General features: G+C 59.2%; 14 protein-coding genes. 2 read left to right on the top strand and 12 right to left on the bottom strand.

Annotated features, from left to right (window positions below; all coding sequences use genetic code 11):
• The first annotated feature begins 280 nt into the window (after positions 1-280).
• Positions 281-1,318: an Ldh family oxidoreductase gene (locus ACQZ48_RS17695; protein WP_173991659.1), complete on the top strand. Its 1,038-nt coding sequence runs from the start codon at positions 281-283 to the stop codon at positions 1,316-1,318.
• Between the two features lie 251 nt (positions 1,319-1,569).
• Here ACQZ48_RS17695 and ACQZ48_RS17690 read toward each other — a convergent pair whose 3' ends face one another.
• The 3 genes from ACQZ48_RS17690 to ftsZ all read right to left on the bottom strand — a co-directional run bounded on the left by ACQZ48_RS17690 (position 1,570) and on the right by ftsZ (position 4,581).
• Entirely contained in the window at positions 1,570-2,535 is a 966-nt protein-coding gene (locus ACQZ48_RS17690; RefSeq protein WP_137411157.1) for a dihydrodipicolinate synthase family protein, read from the bottom strand.
• A 108-nt stretch (positions 2,536-2,643) separates the two neighbouring features.
• Positions 2,644-3,342 carry a GntR family transcriptional regulator gene (locus tag ACQZ48_RS17685; RefSeq protein WP_077983918.1) on the bottom strand — a complete coding sequence of 233 codons (699 nt, stop codon included), beginning with the start codon at positions 3,340-3,342 and terminating at the stop codon, positions 2,644-2,646.
• Between the two features lie 276 nt (positions 3,343-3,618).
• Complete coding sequence (ftsZ, locus tag ACQZ48_RS17680; protein WP_003521714.1) at positions 3,619-4,581, bottom strand: cell division protein FtsZ; 963 nt, start codon at positions 4,579-4,581, stop codon at positions 3,619-3,621.
• 380 nt (positions 4,582-4,961) lie between these two features.
• Between ftsZ and ACQZ48_RS17675 the strand changes: the two genes are divergently transcribed.
• Positions 4,962-5,402, top strand: coding sequence for a response regulator (locus tag ACQZ48_RS17675; protein WP_077983919.1), 441 nt, complete (start codon positions 4,962-4,964; stop codon positions 5,400-5,402).
• Positions 5,403-5,806: 404 nt separating this feature from the next.
• Here the strand turns inward: ACQZ48_RS17675 and ACQZ48_RS17670 are convergent, their stop codons facing one another.
• The 9 genes from ACQZ48_RS17670 to ACQZ48_RS17630 all read right to left on the bottom strand — a co-directional run bounded on the left by ACQZ48_RS17670 (position 5,807) and on the right by ACQZ48_RS17630 (position 17,532).
• Positions 5,807-5,953 carry a DUF1127 domain-containing protein gene (locus tag ACQZ48_RS17670; RefSeq protein ID WP_077983920.1) on the bottom strand — a complete coding sequence of 49 codons (147 nt, stop codon included), beginning with the start codon at positions 5,951-5,953 and terminating at the stop codon, positions 5,807-5,809.
• Between the two features lie 215 nt (positions 5,954-6,168).
• The gene (locus ACQZ48_RS17665; RefSeq protein ID WP_448729105.1) at positions 6,169-6,771 is read right to left on the bottom strand and encodes a hypothetical protein; all 603 of its coding nucleotides are present in this window, start codon (positions 6,769-6,771) and stop codon (positions 6,169-6,171) included.
• Between the two features lie 137 nt (positions 6,772-6,908).
• Positions 6,909-8,027: an ABC transporter permease gene (locus ACQZ48_RS17660; protein WP_416172202.1), complete on the bottom strand. Its 1,119-nt coding sequence runs from the start codon at positions 8,025-8,027 to the stop codon at positions 6,909-6,911.
• Positions 8,024-10,792 carry a ribosome-associated ATPase/putative transporter RbbA gene (rbbA, locus tag ACQZ48_RS17655; protein ID WP_448729104.1) on the bottom strand — a complete coding sequence of 923 codons (2,769 nt, stop codon included), beginning with the start codon at positions 10,790-10,792 and terminating at the stop codon, positions 8,024-8,026. Before rbbA ends, ACQZ48_RS17660 begins: the two co-directional genes overlap by 4 nt.
• Positions 10,793-10,803: 11 nt before the next feature.
• On the bottom strand, positions 10,804-11,868 hold the full coding sequence (locus ACQZ48_RS17650; protein WP_448729103.1) for an HlyD family secretion protein: 1,065 nt from the start codon (positions 11,866-11,868) through the stop codon (positions 10,804-10,806).
• A gap of 442 nt (positions 11,869-12,310) precedes the next feature.
• Complete coding sequence (gene melA, locus ACQZ48_RS17645; protein WP_448729102.1) at positions 12,311-13,684, bottom strand: alpha-galactosidase; 1,374 nt, start codon at positions 13,682-13,684, stop codon at positions 12,311-12,313.
• Between the two features lie 22 nt (positions 13,685-13,706).
• On the bottom strand, positions 13,707-15,374 hold the full coding sequence (locus ACQZ48_RS17640; RefSeq protein ID WP_448729101.1) for an ABC transporter ATP-binding protein: 1,668 nt from the start codon (positions 15,372-15,374) through the stop codon (positions 13,707-13,709).
• A gap of 12 nt (positions 15,375-15,386) precedes the next feature.
• Positions 15,387-16,523 (bottom strand): ABC transporter permease, encoded by a 1,137-nt coding sequence (locus ACQZ48_RS17635; protein ID WP_448729100.1) that lies wholly within the window; start codon positions 16,521-16,523, stop codon positions 15,387-15,389.
• 1 nt (position 16,524) lies between these two features.
• Positions 16,525-17,532 (bottom strand): ABC transporter permease, encoded by a 1,008-nt coding sequence (locus ACQZ48_RS17630; protein WP_448729099.1) that lies wholly within the window; start codon positions 17,530-17,532, stop codon positions 16,525-16,527.
• Between the last annotated feature and the right edge of the window lie 77 nt (positions 17,533-17,609).

Raw genomic sequence — 17,609 nt, 5'->3', positions numbered from 1 at the left:
TTGCACGTGCGAACGAGTGAGGCGGCACGGATTGCCCAAGTAAGCTTGCGCATGGAGGGAACAACAGCCCAAGTCCTTGGACTGAAACACTCTTTCCGACACCCAGACGCGCGCCGGCCGGTTTCTTGCGACAAGCACCAGAATGATGGTTAGGGTATCTTCATATCTGACGGGCTGGCCTTTTGCTCTGACCGAGCTTCACAGAAAAGACCCATTGCAATACTCACACCTTTGTATACTTTATGTATTCAAAATGTGCGAACCCTATCGGAGGACTATGATGAGCGACACGACCACCTTGACCATTGAGGCGCTTTTCCAGCGGGTCGAGTCGATTTTCTTGAGGGCCGGTCTCAACGCCGTGCAGTCGGGAGCGCTGGCGCGCGTCATTACAGCCGGTGAGCGGGACGCCTGCAAGTCCCACGGAATCTACCGTATCGAAGGCGCGCTCCGCACCGTCAAGGCCGGCAAGGTAAAGCCCGATGCGATACCTGAGGTGGCTGAAGACGATGGCACGGCCATCGTGAAGGTCAATGCCAATGGCGGCTTCGCCAACCCTGCCTTCGAACTCGGCCTGCCGGTTCTGGCGGAACGCGCAAAGCGCCTGGGCGTTGCCGCGCTCGTCATCAATGACTGCACCCATTTTTCGGCGCTCTGGCCTGAAGTGGAGGGGCTGACCTCGAACGGGCTCGCCGGTCTGGTAATGTGCCCGAGCTATTCCACCGTCGCGCCGACGGGAGGAACCAAGCCGCTGCTCGGCACCAACCCCTTCGCTTTCGGCTGGCCGCGCAAAGGCACTTCGCCTTATGTCTTCGATTTTGCGACATCCGTTGCCGCCCGCGGAGAGATAGAACTGCATCGACGCGCGGGGAAATCCCTACCCGAAGGCTGGGCGGTCGACGCCGATGGCAATCCGACGACGGACCCCGAGGCGGCCCTTGCCGGTGCCATGTTGCCCTTTGGCGGCCACAAGGGTTCTGCCATCGGCACGATGATCGAGCTTCTCGCCGGCATCATGATCGGCGACCTCACCAGCCCCGAAGTGCTGGACTATCTCGGCACCACCACGCTTGCGCCCTTCCATGGTGAGTTGATCGTCGCCTTCTCGCCGGAAGCCTTCGCCAAGGGGCGCCCGGGGGATCCCTTCCAGCGCGCGGAAGCACTGTTCGACGCCATCATCGGCCAAGGCGCCCGCCTGCCCTCCGGCCGCCGCTTCACTGCCCGCGCCAAATCTGAAAATGAAGGCATTACATTGACCGCAGAAGAAATGGCCGGCCTCGAGCGGTTGCTGGAGAATGGTCTGGCGGCGGTCTCCTGACTGTGTCAGAGAACAATATATATATATATATATATATATATAAGGCCCGCGGCCCGGTGCAGAGTTGACGACGCCGAGAGAATATCCACTCTTCATCACCAGCTTCGTGGGGATTGTAGCTGGCAAAAAAATTTAAACGGACAGCCGTGGGACAAGTCCGGGGTGACGTCGAAGCCAAGAAACGCTCAAACCTCATAAATGAAATAAAGGCCCGCAATTGCGGGCCTCTTGTTTTCACATCAGCGGCTGGTTTAGGCAGCCTTGCAGGCCTGCACCGCGCCCGGAAGCTTGCTCCAATCGGCATACCAGCTGTTGAAAAGCTTGAACTGCGCCTCGACATAACCGCGCTGACTGTCGGTCAGGGCGTCGGTTTCGTTGAAGTGCAGCGTGTATTCCTTGTCGCCCTTCAAAACCATCATGTGCTTGAAATAGAGAACCAGATCCGGGCCTTCATCGAAGGACGAGAGAACGGCCAGCGCCTGTTCCAGTTCCAGCGCGCGGGCGCGGGCATCGGCATCGCCCTTGGCGGCGGCCTGCGACAGCTTGCAGAGGTGAATGACTTCCTTCGGCAAAACATTGCCGATGCCGGTGATGGCGCCGGTGGCGCCGCAATTGACGAAACCGTGGAAGACTGCCGTATCAACGCCGATCATCAGGGTCACGTCGTCATCGCGGCTGGTGATGTTCTCGGCCGCATAACGCATATCCGCCGGGCCGCCGAATTCCTTGAAGCCGACGAGGTTCTTGTGTTCGGCGCGCAGCGCGAAGAAGAGGTCGGCGCGGGTGGCGAAACCGTAATAGGGGCTGTTGTAGATGACGGCCGGGATTTCCGGTGCAGCCGAAAGAATGGCCTTGAAATGAGCCTTCTGAGCAGCGATGACCGAACCTCGCGACAGAACACGCGGAATGACCATCAGACCCTTGGCGCCAACCTTCTGGGCGTGGGCGGCATGAGCAACGGCGGATGCCGTGTTGACCGCGCCGGTGCCGACGATAACAGGAATACCGGCCTTCACCAGACGCTCCACGCCTTCCATGCGCTGCTCGTCCGTCAGGAGCGGCCAGTCGCCCATGGAGCCGCAATAAACGACCGCCGACATGCCATCGGCGATCAGTTCCTTGCCCTTGCGGACAAGCGCATCGAAATCAGGACTGCGGTCATCCTTGCAAGGGGTCATCAAGGCGGGAATCACGCCGGAAAAAATGCTGGCCGTCATTAATAGCTCCTAAGGGACAGTTTTTCGGGAATGGACGCACCTCCGCGCCACCCTTTCAGCAAGGACATTACTATCTTGTATTTTATTTGTCGACAAGAAATCGACAAGCTACAGATTTATTTCCAGCCGTTCGTTTCGCACCAGAAGTTTCTGCACCTGCCGCACGATCTGTTCGGCGTGCTCCCGCGCCAGCCGTTCGGAAAGAGCGATATCGCGAGCGGCAATCGCCGCAATCATCTCTTCATGATCATCGACGAAGCGCTTGGGCAGACGATCATCATAGGACTGGTAATAAAGCCTGAGAATGCGCCGTCCCTCATCCAGGAGCCGCTTGAACAGGCTGGTGAAATAAGGATTGCGCCCGGCTTCGGCGATGGAAAGGTGGAGGGCGGCATTGGTGGAAATCATCGCCAACGCATCCTGCTTCTCGACTGCAATGGCAAATTCCACATTATGGGCGCGGATGCCGGCCAGATCCTCCGGACGGTGATATTGCGCGGCAAGCTGCGTCGTTACCCGATACATCAGCACCAGCGCATCGAAATAAGTGTGCATGTTGAGGAAGTCGATATTCGACACCATGGTCGAACGGTTCGGCAGCGTATCGATCAGCCCCTCGCCCGAAAGCCGCACCAGCGCCTCGCGGATCGGCGTGCGCGACATCTTGAACCGTTCGGCAAGCTGCACCTCATCAATGGGGCTGCCCGGCGGCAGAACCAGATCGAGAATCTCGTCGCGCAGCAGGTCATAGACCATCTTCACGCCAGAGCCGCGCTTACGCTCGGCAGAAGCAATAATATCAGACATTATCAAATCCCTCTTGTCGACATAAAGAGTACTATTATATTTTCCCCCGATCAACGCCGCGCAGCACCGCCGCTTTTTTGAATGGCGGAATAATCGTTCGAAAACAACAAAAAGCCGTCGCGAAAATTCCACACGACGGCTTTTGATCGTTCAGTTTGTGGCGCGGGTGCTTAAACGAACGACGATTGATCTTGGGAAGCGAGGAGCACGCCGCGTGCCTCTTCCCCCGCCAGGGAGAAGAAACGCCCAGCAGTGTCCCGTCTCAAGCCAGCATCATCAGTTGCGCAGGCCAGTGGCGACGACGGAAATCTTGAAAGCGCCGTCCAGCGTCGGGTCGAAGGAAGCGCCCATCACCACATCGGTTTCTTCGCTGACCGCCTCACGCACCAGCGTCATTGCCTCATCGATCTCGTAAAGCGTCAGATCGTTGCCGCCGGAGATGGAAACCAGCGCACCCCGCGCTTCCTTCAGAGACGGTTCACCGAGAAGCGGGTTGGCGATGGCTGCGGCCGCTGCTTCCGAGGCGCGTTTTTCACCCTTGGCCTGTGCCGTGCCCATCAAAGCCCGGCCGCCATTTTTCATGACGTAGCGCACATCGGCAAAATCGAGATTGACCAGACCTTCGCGCAGGATGAGATCGGTGATGCAGCGCACGCCAAGTGACAGGACCTTGTCGGCCGTCTTCAGCGCATTTTCGAAGGTCGTGCCGGCATCGGCAATGCGCAGCAGGTTCTGGTTTGGAATGACGATAACGGTATCGGCCGTGTTGAGCAGGTTGGCGAAGCCATATTCGGCAGCCCGCATGCGGCGTGCGCCCTCGAAGCTGAAGGGAAGCGTGACGACACCGACGGTCAGGATGTTCTTTGCCCGGCAGGCTTCGGCAATAACGGGGGCAGCACCCGTGCCGGTGCCGCCGCCCATGCCGGCGGTGATGAAGCACATGTCGTAGCCGCTCAGGTGATCCATGATCTCGTCAAGGGAATCGATCGCCGCCTGTCGGCCCACCTCGGGATCGGCGCCCGCTCCAAGCCCGCCGGTCAGTTCGGAGCTGAGTTGCACCAACCGCGGCGCATTGGTTTTCTTCAGCGCCTGCGCATCCGTATTGGCAGCGATGAAATCGACGCCGCCAATGCCCTCGGCAATCATGTTATTGATCGCGTTACCGCCACCGCCACCGACGCCGACGACGGCGATGTTGGGTGTGTTGCGGGCAATGGTGGCGCGCGGAGACTGGGTCATCGTCTTATTCTCTTTCTAAACTCATCGGGTCCGGCACCGTTTCTGAACGGGGCACGCGAATGATCGGCGGCGTCTCGGCGTTCCACTCCAGGCAAAGGAATGACGCCGTAACATCTTGAATTCCATGCGGGCCTTAAGGACAAATTGCGGCCAAAAGACTTGCGCTCCAGCGGCGAAAGATGCGCTACGGCCGCGTTCCTCCACCCCTTCCCCAGATGAAAAGCAAACCGAATCAAATGCTTCGCCATTGCTTCGTGATAGCCGAAAAGGCACGCCGTTTACACTCTATTCACTATGTTTATCTCACTTTGGAACGAGTTGTCGCTCAGGGTGTTTGCTAGCCAACAGCGCCCGGCGGCGCGCAAAACGGAGGCAGGCAAATGTTGGCAGACGTCTTACAACGAGAAACGGGTTACAGCACGCAGCAGCCGCGCGTGCTGATCGTTGAAGACGAATTCCTGATTGCCATGGATATAGAAGATTCCATCATGCAGGCCGAAGATGAAGCCGACGTCATCGGGATTGCCAACCGTCTGGATGACGCGATCGCGCTCGGCAGGAGCGCTGACGTCGCCTTTGTCGACGTCAACCTTGCGGACGGGCAGACCGGACCGGAAATCGGACGCAGACTGTCGGAAAACGGCGTCGTCGTCATTTTCATGACGGCCAATCCAGAAGTCGTTGTCAACCTTGGTGTCGGCGCTGGCGTTATTTCCAAGCCTGTACCGCAAGATGCGGTGGAGCAGTGCCTCTCCTATGCCATAGCCAAACGGGCCGGCACACATGCCGTCACCCCCATCGGGATGCTGCCATTCGATTGAGATTGACGCTGGAAACTCCCGGTAAAACAAAAAAGCCTGCCGCGGGAGGAGGTGCGGCAGGCTTTCTGAAAAGATGAACAGCGATATGGGAGGAGGAAAACCGCTGTCCCCGGGGCAATCCATTGGGAGGAGGAGTAGGATCACCCGCATTACCAAAAGGATGTGGGAGGAGGTACATCGCTTTCGATGATTGGAAGATAGCATTTTTCTGCGCATTTGATAGGCATAAGCTTGCAGCGCAGATATGCACTGAACGCATGGCGACTATCATCGCCCTTTGCATCCGATTTCATCGCCGCCTGAGTATCTGGCGGACATTCACCGCGAAGCTTTCGATATCCCCAAAACAAAAAACGCCCGCTGAGCGGGCGTTCGTATATTCAAATGAGGCGATATGGCCTTGATTATTTGCCAACGGCGGCGCGGGCCACACTGGTGATCTGGCTGCGATCGATACCGAGATCGTGCAGTTCACGGGTGCTCATACGGCCGAGTTCGTTGATGGTCTGACGATATTTGCGCCAGTTATTGAAGCTGCGTGCTACGTTCATGACATTACCCTTTCTGAGGTTAAGGTGACGTCAGTAACATTTTCGTCCCGGCGTCTTCTGATGCGCTCTATATGCGCTTTCCGATGACGAATTAACAGGCAGAATAAGGCAATCCACCCATGCGCTGCATGCACGGGTTCCGACCTGTGGCGTGCGAAAATGAGAAAGGCGGCTGAAGTTTTGGCCGCCTGCAGACCCGGACCCCGTCGGGCAGCCTAGAATTTATAGCGGACGCCGAAGACATTGGCGTTCGTCGCACCCTTCATATTGCCCAGCGTCTTGCCGCCGCCGGAGCGGTGGTGCAGCCGCCAGAAGAATTCCGTCGGGGAATCCTCGCTGAAGGACACGTTGATTTCCGGCCCCAGATAAAACAGGACATTGGCGTTGCCGTCGTCCTTGATTTCCTGTTCACGCTCGCGACCCCGCTGCGCATCCGTGACAAGGCTGAGGCCGGCGGTAAAGCTTGGCGTGATGAACAGACGCTCTCCCAGCCTGATCTGCTCGTAACGCGCGACGGGACCCGCCCAGACTTCACCCGTAAAGCCTTTGCCGAACCTGGCGGCAACGCCGATTTCGCCGCCGAGTTTCACATTGCCGATATGGTAGGGGTAGAACTGATAGCCGACGCCCAGAATGGCGTTGCGCTCATATTCCACCGGAATGAGGGCTGCACTTTTCAGCATGTCTTCTTTCGTCAGGACGCCGCCAAAGCCGAATATCGCTTCGCTCGTCTGCAACGTCATATCTTCCGACGCGAGGGATGGCGTTGCCACCAGTGCGATCATGGCTGCCAGTGGCAGACGTGCTGCAATATTCATTTTGCTACTCCTGAACAAAGCCCGCTTACCCAGTCGTCCTCATAGGCATATTCACGGAAGGCGAACATACCGTTACCGAACACAATAAATTCAACGCGCGCGGAAACGGGTGAAACAGGCGCATGGTCACGCTGGGGTCAGCGCAGGAACCGCCTGAAACGGCGAAGCGCGAAAACAAAAAGCGCAAAGCCGATGGCGAGCAACGCCAGCAGTTGCGGCCAGACCACATCCAGCCCCGCCCCCCTGAAGAGCACCGATTGCGCCAGAATGACGAAATGGGTGTTGGGTGCGAGAAGCATGATGTACTGGATGATATCAGGCATGCTTTCACGTGGGGTCATCGCGCCGGAGAGCACCTGCAAAGGCAGCAGGAACAGGATCAGCAACATGCCGAATTGCGGCATGGAACCTGCGACGGTCGCAAGGAAGATGCCCATCGACGTCATGGCGAAGAGTTGCAATGCCGTTCCAAGCAGGAAAAGTGAAAGCGAGCCTTCGATCGGAATGGCGAGCAGCCCCCTGACGACCACGAACAGGGAAAATGCCGAGGCCACCAGCACGACAAGGCCCATGGACCAGACCTTGCTGAGCATGATTTCCAGCGGCGTGACCGGCATTACCAGCAGATGCTCGACCGTGCCATGCTCACGCTCGCGAATGAGCGCCGCCCCCGTCAGCACGATCGACAGCATGGTGATGGCGGTGATGATGTTGTTGATCGACCCGAACCACGACTTGTCCAGCTCCGGGTTGAAACGGGATCGCAATGTCAGGTCCACAGGCGCCGACGTCGCTCCGCGAGAGCGGTTGACATATTCCTGAACTTCGCTGGTTACGATGTTCTGCACATAACCGCCGCCGCTGAAGGCTTGGCTCATGCGGGTGGCGTCGATATTGAGCTGGATGGCCGGCTGCTGCCCGGCCATCAGCCGGCGCTGGAAATCCGGCGGGATGTTGAGCGCGAAAGTATCGAGACCCGCATCCATGCGCTTGTCCATTTCCGCAATGGAAATCTGCTTCGGCGGTGCGAAATAGGGTGGATAAAACGCCGTACTGATGCGGCCGGAAAGCGGCGACTGATCCTCGTCGACAATGGCGATGGCGGCATTGTTCAGCGTTTCTGGCAGCGCGCTGGAGCCGGTGTAGATTTGCAGCGTGAAGGCGTAGACAATGAGCAGCAGCAGCATGCCGTCGCGCGCAAGGCCGCGCAGTTCCTTGATGCCGAGCTGGAAGATGTTGGACGAAAACAGCTTCATGACGCCTGCTTCCTCAAAAGTGCGGCGCCGGCAATGAGAAGCAGCGGAATGGCGATGAGAAGCGGCAGGAAAGAGCCGGAGAGCCCGGCGAAATCCAGCCCCTTCGAAAAGGTGCCGCGCGAAATGGTCATGAAATAGGTAGCGGGATAGATGTTGCCGATAAAGGCGCCCGCCCCCTGTAGCGATGAAACGGGATCGATCATGCCCGAATACTGCGTTGCAGGAATAAGCGTCAGCAGGGCCGTGCCGAAGATTGCCGCGATCTGGCTTTTCATGAAGGACGACATGAGTAGGCCGATGGAGGTGGCAATGATGACATAGAGCAGCGCTCCCGTCGCATAGGCGAGATAACTTCCGGTGAAAGGCACCTGGAAGATGAAGATGGCGAAAGCCGTCAGAAGCAGGAAATTAAGCATGCCAAGAGCCACATACGGAAGCTGCTTGCCGATCAGGAATTCCAGCCGCGTGGTCGGCGTCACGTAAAGATTGACGATGGAGCCGAGCTCCTTTTCCCTGACGACGCTGAGTGCCGAAAGCATGGCGGGAATGAGCATCAGCAGCAGCGGAATGACCGCCGGCACCATGGCGACGAGGCTTTTGACGTCAGGATTGTAACGATAGCGCGTTTCGATGCTGAAACTGCTCTGCGTCGCTGCGCTGCCATATATCTCGACGGCCTTGCGCGCCAGCCATGTCTGGTGCATGCCCTGCACGTATCCGCGAACGGTTTCCGCCCGCTGCGGCATGGCGCCGTCGATCCACGCGCCCACCTCCACGGTTTTGCCGCGCAAGACATCCCGGCCGAAACCGGGGGGAATTTCGATGGCGAGGCTGAGTTCCCCGTCACGCATCCGCCGATCCATATCGGCATAATCGCGGATCGGTTCCTTTTCGATGAAATAACGGGAGCCGGCAATATCGAGCACGTAGTCACGGCTGATGGTGGAATCGTCGCGGTCCAGCACCGCGAAGGTCAGGTCCTCGACATCGAGATTGATGCCGTATCCGATGACAAACATCAGGATGACGCTGCCGAGCACCGCCAGCGTTCCGCGAATGGGGTCCCGCTGCAGCTCCAGCGCCTCGCGGCGGGTATAGCTGAACATGCGCCGGAAATCGAAAAACCTCTTGCGCGTGGGTGCGGCATGTTGCGTCACTGGCACCTCAGCTGCCGGTGTGGGCTGTGTCGCGGGCTTTCCCTTCTTCACACCCGAGGCATCCTCGAGATAGGCGACGAAAGCCTCTTCAAGCGTTGCGGCATTGCGGCTCCTGGTAATCGCGTCAGGCGTATCGCTGATCAGCACCTTACCGGCATGCATCAGCGAAATGCGGTCGCAACGCTCCGCCTCGTTCATGAAATGGGTGGAGATGAAGATGGTGACATTGTCGTTGCGCGAGAGATCGGCAAGGATTTGCCAGAACCCGTCGCGCGCCACCGGGTCGACGCCGGAGGTCGGCTCGTCGAGGATGAGAATATCAGGCGAATGGATCATCGCCACCGCAAGCGACAGCCTCTGCCGGATGCCGAGCGGCAGGTCGTCCGGCAGTGTTTCCATGACAGCGCCGAGATCGAAACGCTCGGCCATTTCGGCGATACGCGGCTGAATGGTGTCTTCCGGCAGCTTGAACAGGCGAGCGTGAAGATCGAGGTTCTGCCGCACGGTCAGTTCTGAATAAAGCGAGAAGGCCTGGCTCATGTAACCGACGCGGTGGCGGATTGCCATGTCGCTGGCATCCACCTTGTGCCCGAAGAGCTTGGCTTCGCCTTCGCTAGCCGCCAGAAGCCCGGTCAGCATCTTCATGGTCGTGGATTTTCCGCAGCCATTGGAGCCGAGAAAGCCGAAAATCTCGCCGCGCGGAATCTTGAAGCTGACATTGTCGACGGCGGTAAAATCGCCGAAGCGCATGCTGAGATGCGACGCCTCGATGGCATAATCGGCCTCACCCGCCACCTTGCGCGGCGCGATATGCACCTCGTGGTAACCCTTGCGCTTTTCTTCGGGAAGAAGCGCGATGAAGGCGGCGTCGAGATTGGGTGCGGAGGTGCGCTCGAGAAGTTCGGCGGGTGAGCCGGTGGCGAGTATTTTGCCGCCGTCCATGGCGACCAGCCAGTCGAAACCTGCGGCCTCTTCCATATAGGCCGTGGCAACGATGACGCTCATACCCGGACGCCCGGCCCGGATGGAGCTGATCAGCTCCCAGAATTGCCGGCGTGACAGCGGGTCGACGCCGGTGGTCGGCTCATCGAGAATGAGCAGGTCAGGATCGTGGATCAGCGCGCAGCAGAGCCCGAGCTTCTGCTTCATGCCGCCGGAAAGCTTCATCGCGGGGCGGTCGGCGAAGGGCTCGAGGCCAGTGCTTTTCAGTAGCTCGGCAATGCGCGCCTGCCGCTCCCTACTGCCCTGCCCGAACAGCCTGCCGAAAAAGTCGATATTCTCGAAGACGGACAGGGTGGGATAAAGGTTTTTGCCAAGACCCTGCGGCATGTAGGCAATACGCGGGCAGGTATCCTCGCGGTGACGCGGATCGGACATATCGCCACCCAGAACCTCCACCTTGCCCTTCTGGATGGCGCGCGCGCCAGAGACGAGCGACAACAGGCTCGATTTGCCGACACCGTCCGGCCCGATAAGCCCTATCATCCGCCCGGCGGGGATCTCGACCGATATATCGGCCAGCGCGATGGTGCTTCCGAAGGTCAGCCGCACATCGGTCAGCCGCGCGACCGGTGCATTTCTGTCATTCGTTGCGGAGGGCGTGACCATCGCGGCCCCCCTCACTTGACAAGATTGCGTTCGAGGTTTTCCGGCCAGGCGGCCTGTGGATCAAGCCGGACATAGGCCATGCCGGGCAGCCCGGTTTTGACATATTGGATATATTTCTGCAGCAGTTCCTGCGGGATTTGCGCCCGCACCCGGAAGGTGAGCTTCTGACGTTCCTCTTCAGTTTCAACGGTCTTCGGCGTGAACTGCGCGACATCGGCGACGAAGGAAACTTTCGCCGGAATGGTATATTGCGGGGCCGCGTCCAGTATCAGGCGCACATCCGAGCCCATGGACGTGCGACCGGCCTCGGCTGTCGGCAGGAAGAACGTCATATAGACATCGCCGAGATCGACGAGGTTCAGAACCCGTCCACCGGCGGACAGCACCTCACCGGGCTGGGCGATCCGATATTGCACGCGGCCGTCGCGGGGTGATTTCAGCGTCGCATCGGCGATATCAGTCTCGATGCTTTCAATATCGGCCTGCGCGGCGTCCACCGCCGCCTCGGCATCGACGATCTGCGCCTTGGCCGCGTTGATTGCGGCATCGGAGGCGGCAAGCGAGGCCTGGGCGGAGGCAAGCGTGGCGCGGGCGGACTGCTCGGCGGCTTCACTGTCATCGACGATCTGCTGCGAAACGGCGTTGCCGGTCAGCAGCTGTTTCGAGCGTGCATAGGTCTTGGAGGCGGAATCGAGCTGGGCCTTGCGCTGTTCCACCACCGCCAGCGCCGAGGTCTTTTCCGCCTCCCGCTGGGCGACGAGGCTGTGGGCCGTATCGATTGCTATTTTCGCGCGGCGAAACTGTGCTTCCGCCTGACGCTTCCTCGCCTCCAGTTGCGCCGTATCCATCTGGGCAAGCACCTGCCCGGCCTTCACGAAATCGCCTTCACGCACCATGATGTTCTGAAGGCGACCGGCGGTTTTGGTGGAAATGTCGATCTCGACGGCCTCGATACGGCCGTTACTGGCCACGAAACCGGCGGGAAGTCCCTCACCCTTCAGCTTTGACCAGGAGAAATAGGCGACACCGGCAATAACCAGAATCACCAGACCAACGAGCAAGCCTTTTTTAGACATCCGTCTTCCCCATGAACCCTTCGAATTTCAACCCTAATACGATGAAACCAAAGAAGCCAGCCACCATTGCGTTTAGTATTCGCACCCGACATTTCTCCTGTTTGAGAGGGAGATAGATCGGGTTCAGGTGATGTCTAGACGTCAAGGTGATTTGTAGCCTTGACACAAGTCAAATGCTTTGAGGGTTTCGGACAGACGCCTATACCGGCTGATGATGGCAAGCCCCATGGGTTGCAAAGCCCTATGAAACGGCCTCGTTTGGCAAAGCCGCATCATCCGCACCCCGTCACCCCGGACTTGATCCGGGGTCCAGCGCGATCAAGTCCTTGATCGCGAAAGAGTCTTCTCACGACGCAGACGCGTCGTGGCTGGATGCCGGATCTAGTCCGGCATGACGGAGGAGATGGTCTGCACCTTCGTATTTTGTCGCAGCAACCGCGCCTTACACCGCGCGCGCCCGCTTCACCTCCACCTGCGTCCATTCCGGCAGCCAGTCGCGATGGGCGAGCAGCAGATCGTCCACCAGCGACCAGATCTGGTCGAGATCCAGTTCCGCCGCCGTGTGCGGGTCCATCATCGCCGCATGGAAGATGTGCTCGCGGTTTTCGCTCATCAGCGCCCGCACCGTCAGTTCCTGCACATTGATGTTGGTGCGCATCAGCGCGGCGAGCTGCGGCGGCAATTCGCCGATGAAGGTGGGCTGCACGCCGTTATGATCGACCAGGCAGGGCACTTCCGCCGCGCAATCCAATGGCAGCGAGGTGATGCAGCCATTGTTGCGCTGATTGCCATAGATGACGGAGGGCTCGCCGGTCCAGACCGAGTTGATGATGGAGGAGGCATATTCCTTCGATGGCTTGACCTCGATCGTGTCGGCCGAACGATAGGCAGCCGCTTGGTCCTTCCAGCGCTCGATCTGCTCGATGCAGCGCTTAGGATATTCATCGAGCGGGATGCCGAATTTTTCGATCAAATCCTCGCGCCCTTCCTTGATGAAATAGGGCGTATATTCGGCGAAATGTTCGGAACTTTCTGTGACGAAATAACCAAGCCGCGTCAGCATCTCGTAACGCACCTTGTTGGGGCAACGCGGGTTCCAACCAGGCTTCGGCGCCCGGCCTTCGCGGTAGCCGCGCACGAGGTCCGGATAGAGGTTCTTGTAGCTGCCATCGGGCTGGCGGTGTTCGAATTCGAGAAAAAACGCCATGTGGTTGATGCCGGCCGAACGGTAGCGAATTTCCTCGTAAGGGATATCGAGATCGTGGGCGAGTTCCATGGCCGTGCCTTGCACGGAATGACAAAGGCCGACCTGCCGGATCGTCGGGTATTTTTCCGCAATGGCCCAGGTATTGATCGCCATGGGGTTCACATATTGCAGCATGATGGCGTTGGGGCAGACGGCCAGCATGTCCTCGCAAATCTTCCACAGATGCGGCACGGTGCGTAGGCCGCGCATAATGCCGCCGACGCCGAGCGTATCGGCGATGGTCTGGCGCAGGCCGTATTTGCGTGGCACCTCGAAATCGGTGACCGTGCAGGGTTCGTACCCGCCGATCTGGAAGGCGACGACAACGAAATCAGCACCGGCAAGCGCCTTTTTCTGGTCGGTGTAGGTCTCGGCTTTCGCCTTTGCCCCCAGCGTCGAAATCAGCTTGTTGACGACGACGGCGCTTTCTTCCAGCCTTTCACGATTGATATCCATCAGCGCGATGGTGGCGCCCGAAAGGGCCGGACGCTGGAGCACGTCGCCGATGATGTTCTTCATGAACACCGTGGAGCCTGCACCGATGAATGTGATCTTGGGATCTCTTGCCATGTCTACCTCCGGCATTGTGAATTCAAGCGATTTCAAAGGCGGCCCGTACAAGCCGCTGAGTATACTCGGTTTTAGGGTTGCTCAGCACATCCTCGACAGGGCCTTGCTCAACGATCTGCCCGCGCTGCATGACGATGACGCGGTGGCAGAGCGCGCGGACCACTTTCAGGTCGTGCGAAATGAACAGGTAGCTTAAGCCCCGCTCATCCTGCAGCTTGCGCAGAAGGTCGATAATCTGTGCCTGAACGGAAAGATCGAGCGCCGAGGTCGGCTCATCGAGCAGGATGAATTCCGGCTCCAGCGCCACCGCACGGGCAATGGCGATGCGCTGGCGCTGGCCGCCGGAGAATTCATGCGGGAAACGGGAGAGGATGTTGCCGGGCATGCCGGCCGCCTTAAGGGCATCGCGCACCCGGTCCAGCCTTTCGGCTTTCGTCCGGCCAAGGCCATTGACGACAAGACCTTCCTCGATGATCTGACCGATTGTCATGCGCGGATTGAGCGAGGCGAATGGGTCCTGAAAGACGATCTGCATGCGCGAACGCAAAGGCCGCATTTCGGCGCGGGAGCGGCCATCGACCCTTTCGCCGTCAAAGACCACCTCGCCGCCCGCCGGCTCGTTCAGCCGAAGCAGGGATTGTCCGAAGGTCGTCTTGCCGGAACCGGATTCACCGACGAGGCCCAATGTCTCGTGCCGCCTGAGGGTGAGCCCCAGACCATCGACGGCGATCAGTTCCTTCAGTTCCGGTTTGAACAGCCCGCCGTAACGCATCATGAAAGAGACGCGCACGCCGCTTGCCGTCAGCAGCACGCCGGACTTTTCCGGCAGCGGTTTTGCCGTGCCATGCGGTTCGGAGGCAAGCAGCTTTTTCGTATAGGGGTGTTGCGGCGCTTCGAAGAGCTTTTCCGTTGTGTTGTGCTCGCGCATCTCGCCGTGCTGCATGACATAGACGTAATCGGAAAACTGCTTCACGATCGTCAGGTCATGGGTGATGAGAACCACGGCCATGCCGCGCTTCTTCTGCAGATCGCGTATGAGGTTGAGAATCTGCGCCTGCACCGTCACATCGAGCGCAGTGGTTGGCTCATCGGCAATCAGCACATCCGGATCGTTGGAAAGCGCCATGGCGATCATCACACGCTGCCGCTGGCCGCCGGAAAGCTGGTGCGGATATTGTTTCAGCCGCGCTTCCGGCTCCGGTATCTGCACCTGCCGCAGCAGATCGAGCGCCCTCGCCTCGGCTTCCTTGCGGCTGAGCTTCGAATGGACGCGGATCGCCTCGACGATCTGGCTGCCGATCGTATAGATCGGATTCAATGAACTCATCGGCTCCTGAAAGATCATCGAGATGCGGTTTCCGCGCAGCGCCCGGCGTTTGCTGCTGGAGAATTTCAATATGTCGTCACCGTTGAACCGCACGGTCGCGGATTTCGAAACCGAAGCCCGCTTCGTCAGAAGCCCCATGATCGTGCGGGCCGTGACGGATTTTCCCGAACCGGACTCGCCGACGATGGCAATCGTCTCGCCCCGGTAAAGCTGAAAGGAGATGTCCTTCACCGCCTCCACCGTGCCGTGCTCCACCTTGAAGGTCACGGCAATGTTGCGGGCGTCGATGATGGCGTCGTCGTGACGGTCAACGGCATCGAAGCGGATGGCGGGGGCGTAGGCCTTGTTCTGGGCAGCTTCCATTTCACGCACCTCTCAATAGGGATCGACGGCATCGCGCAGGCCGTCGCCGAGCGCGTTGAAAGCAAAGACGGTGACCAGCACGAAGCCGACCGGGGCAAGGATCCACGGATAGGAGCCGATGACGGAATAGGTCGCCGTATCCTGCAGCATCAGGCCCCAGGAGATGAGCGGTGGTTTGACCGCAAAGCCAAGGAACCCCAGGAAGGATTCGAGCAGAACGACGCTCGGAATATGCAAGGTCACGGCAACGATCACATGGCTCATCACATTCGGCAGGATGTGCTGGAAGATGATGCGCCGGTCGGTCGCGCCAACGGCAATCGCCGCGCGCACATAATCGATACGCGCGAGCGCCAGCGTCTTGCCGCGCACCTCGCGCGACATCTGCGCCCAGCCAAGCGCCGACATAACGCCGACCACAAAGACAAGGAACACGGTCGTCGGTGCGGTGACCGGAATGAGCGAGGTTAGCGCGAGATAAAGCGGCAATTGGGGAAAGGCCAGCACCACTTCCACAAAACGCTGCACCCAGGCATCCAGCGGCCCGCCGAAATATCCTGATATCAGACCGACACTGGTGCCGATGACGGTGACGATGGCGACGACGCTTAAGGCGATGGCAAGCGAGATGCGCGAGCCGTAAATGGCGCGCGACAGCACGTCGCGCCCGAACTTGTCGGTGCCGAGAAAATGGACAGGCTGGCCATCGGTCGAGCCGAAGAAATGCCGACTCATCGGGATAAGGCCCAACAGCCTGTATTCCGCACCTTTGACGAAGAAGCCGAGATAGACGGGATTGTCGTAATCCGGCCCGACGATGGGCTGGAAGGTGACGGGATCGAGTTCTTCCGTCTCGGCGATGGCATAGACGCGCGGTGCAAGGCTTAAATTGCCGTCTTTGTCGAAGAAACTGACCACCTGCGGCGGCGAGAAGCTGGCATTGGTTTCAAGCGGGTTCATCGGCGCGAAGAAATCCGCAAAGACGGCAACCAGGATCAACAGCGCTACCAGCACCAGCCCGATGATGCCGGTAAACGAGCGCCGGAGACGCCGCCAGACCAGTGCGAGATAGGTCTCGTTGCCATGGGTGGAGCGGTCGGGTTTCGCCGCGGTGGCAGTTTCGGTTTTCACGTCGTCAAACGCCATCATCTCAGGCCCTCCCGAATTCGCGGACGCGCGGGTCGAGCATGGCGAGCAGCATGTCGGCGATGATGTTGCCGACGATCAGCGTTGCAGCCAGCACCATCATGAAGGTGGCGGTGACATAAACATCTCCCACCGCCATGGAGCCGACAATGGCCGGGCCGACGGTCGGCAGCGCGAAGATGATCGCGGTCTCGATTTCACCGCTCAACATATAGGGCAGCACCACGCCCTGATACATGACGAGGGGGTGCACGGCATTCGGCACCGCATGGCGCATGATGACGGCGCCTTCTGAAAGCCCCTTGGCGCGGGCCGTCTCGACATATTGCGCATTCAGCGTATCGAGCAGATTGCCGCGCATGACCCGCATATTGTAGGCAAGGCCGCCGAAGACGGCGATGGCGACCACCGGCCAGACATGGCTGACGAGATCGACGAATTTTGCCCACGACCAGGGCGCCCCGCCATATTGCGGCGAAAAGAAACTGCCGATCTCCGACACGTCGAAATGAAACACCATGAGATAAACAAGGATCAGCGCCATCAGGAAACGCGGGATCGTCATGCCGAGGAAGGCGATGGTGGAGAGAAGGTTGTCGACCCAGGAATATTGCCGTGTGGCCGCCCAGATGCCGAAAGCGATGCCGAGAATGGACGCAAAGATGTGGCAGACCAGCGCCAGCGCAATGGTGCGCGGCAGGCGTTCGCCAACCACATCGGCAACCGCCTTGTTGTAATAGAAGCTGTAGCCGAAATCGCCGCGGGTGACGATGCCCCCGATCCAGTTGAAATATTGAATGACGAGCGGCTTATCGAGGCCATGTTCGATACGGTAAGCCTGCGCCTGCGCTTCCGCCTGCTCGAAGGATGCCCCACCCTGGTTCATCAGCTGCGAGCGGATGTAGTCGGCATAATCGCCGGGCGGCGCCTGAATGATGGCGAAGGTCACCACGCTCAGGATCAGCAGCACCGGAATGGCGGATGCAACGCGTATCGTTAGAAATCTCAGCATCGAACGGTCTTCCTCGGTTTGGATGGGCCGTGTGTTGCCGGCCGCGCTTTACGCGCGACCGGTACCGGGTGTGCTCC

The organism is Agrobacterium sp. 22-209-1, assembly GCF_053522485.1.
Note: the sequence above shows the minus strand (reverse complement) of the source record. Positions and strands in the feature narration are given on the sequence as shown.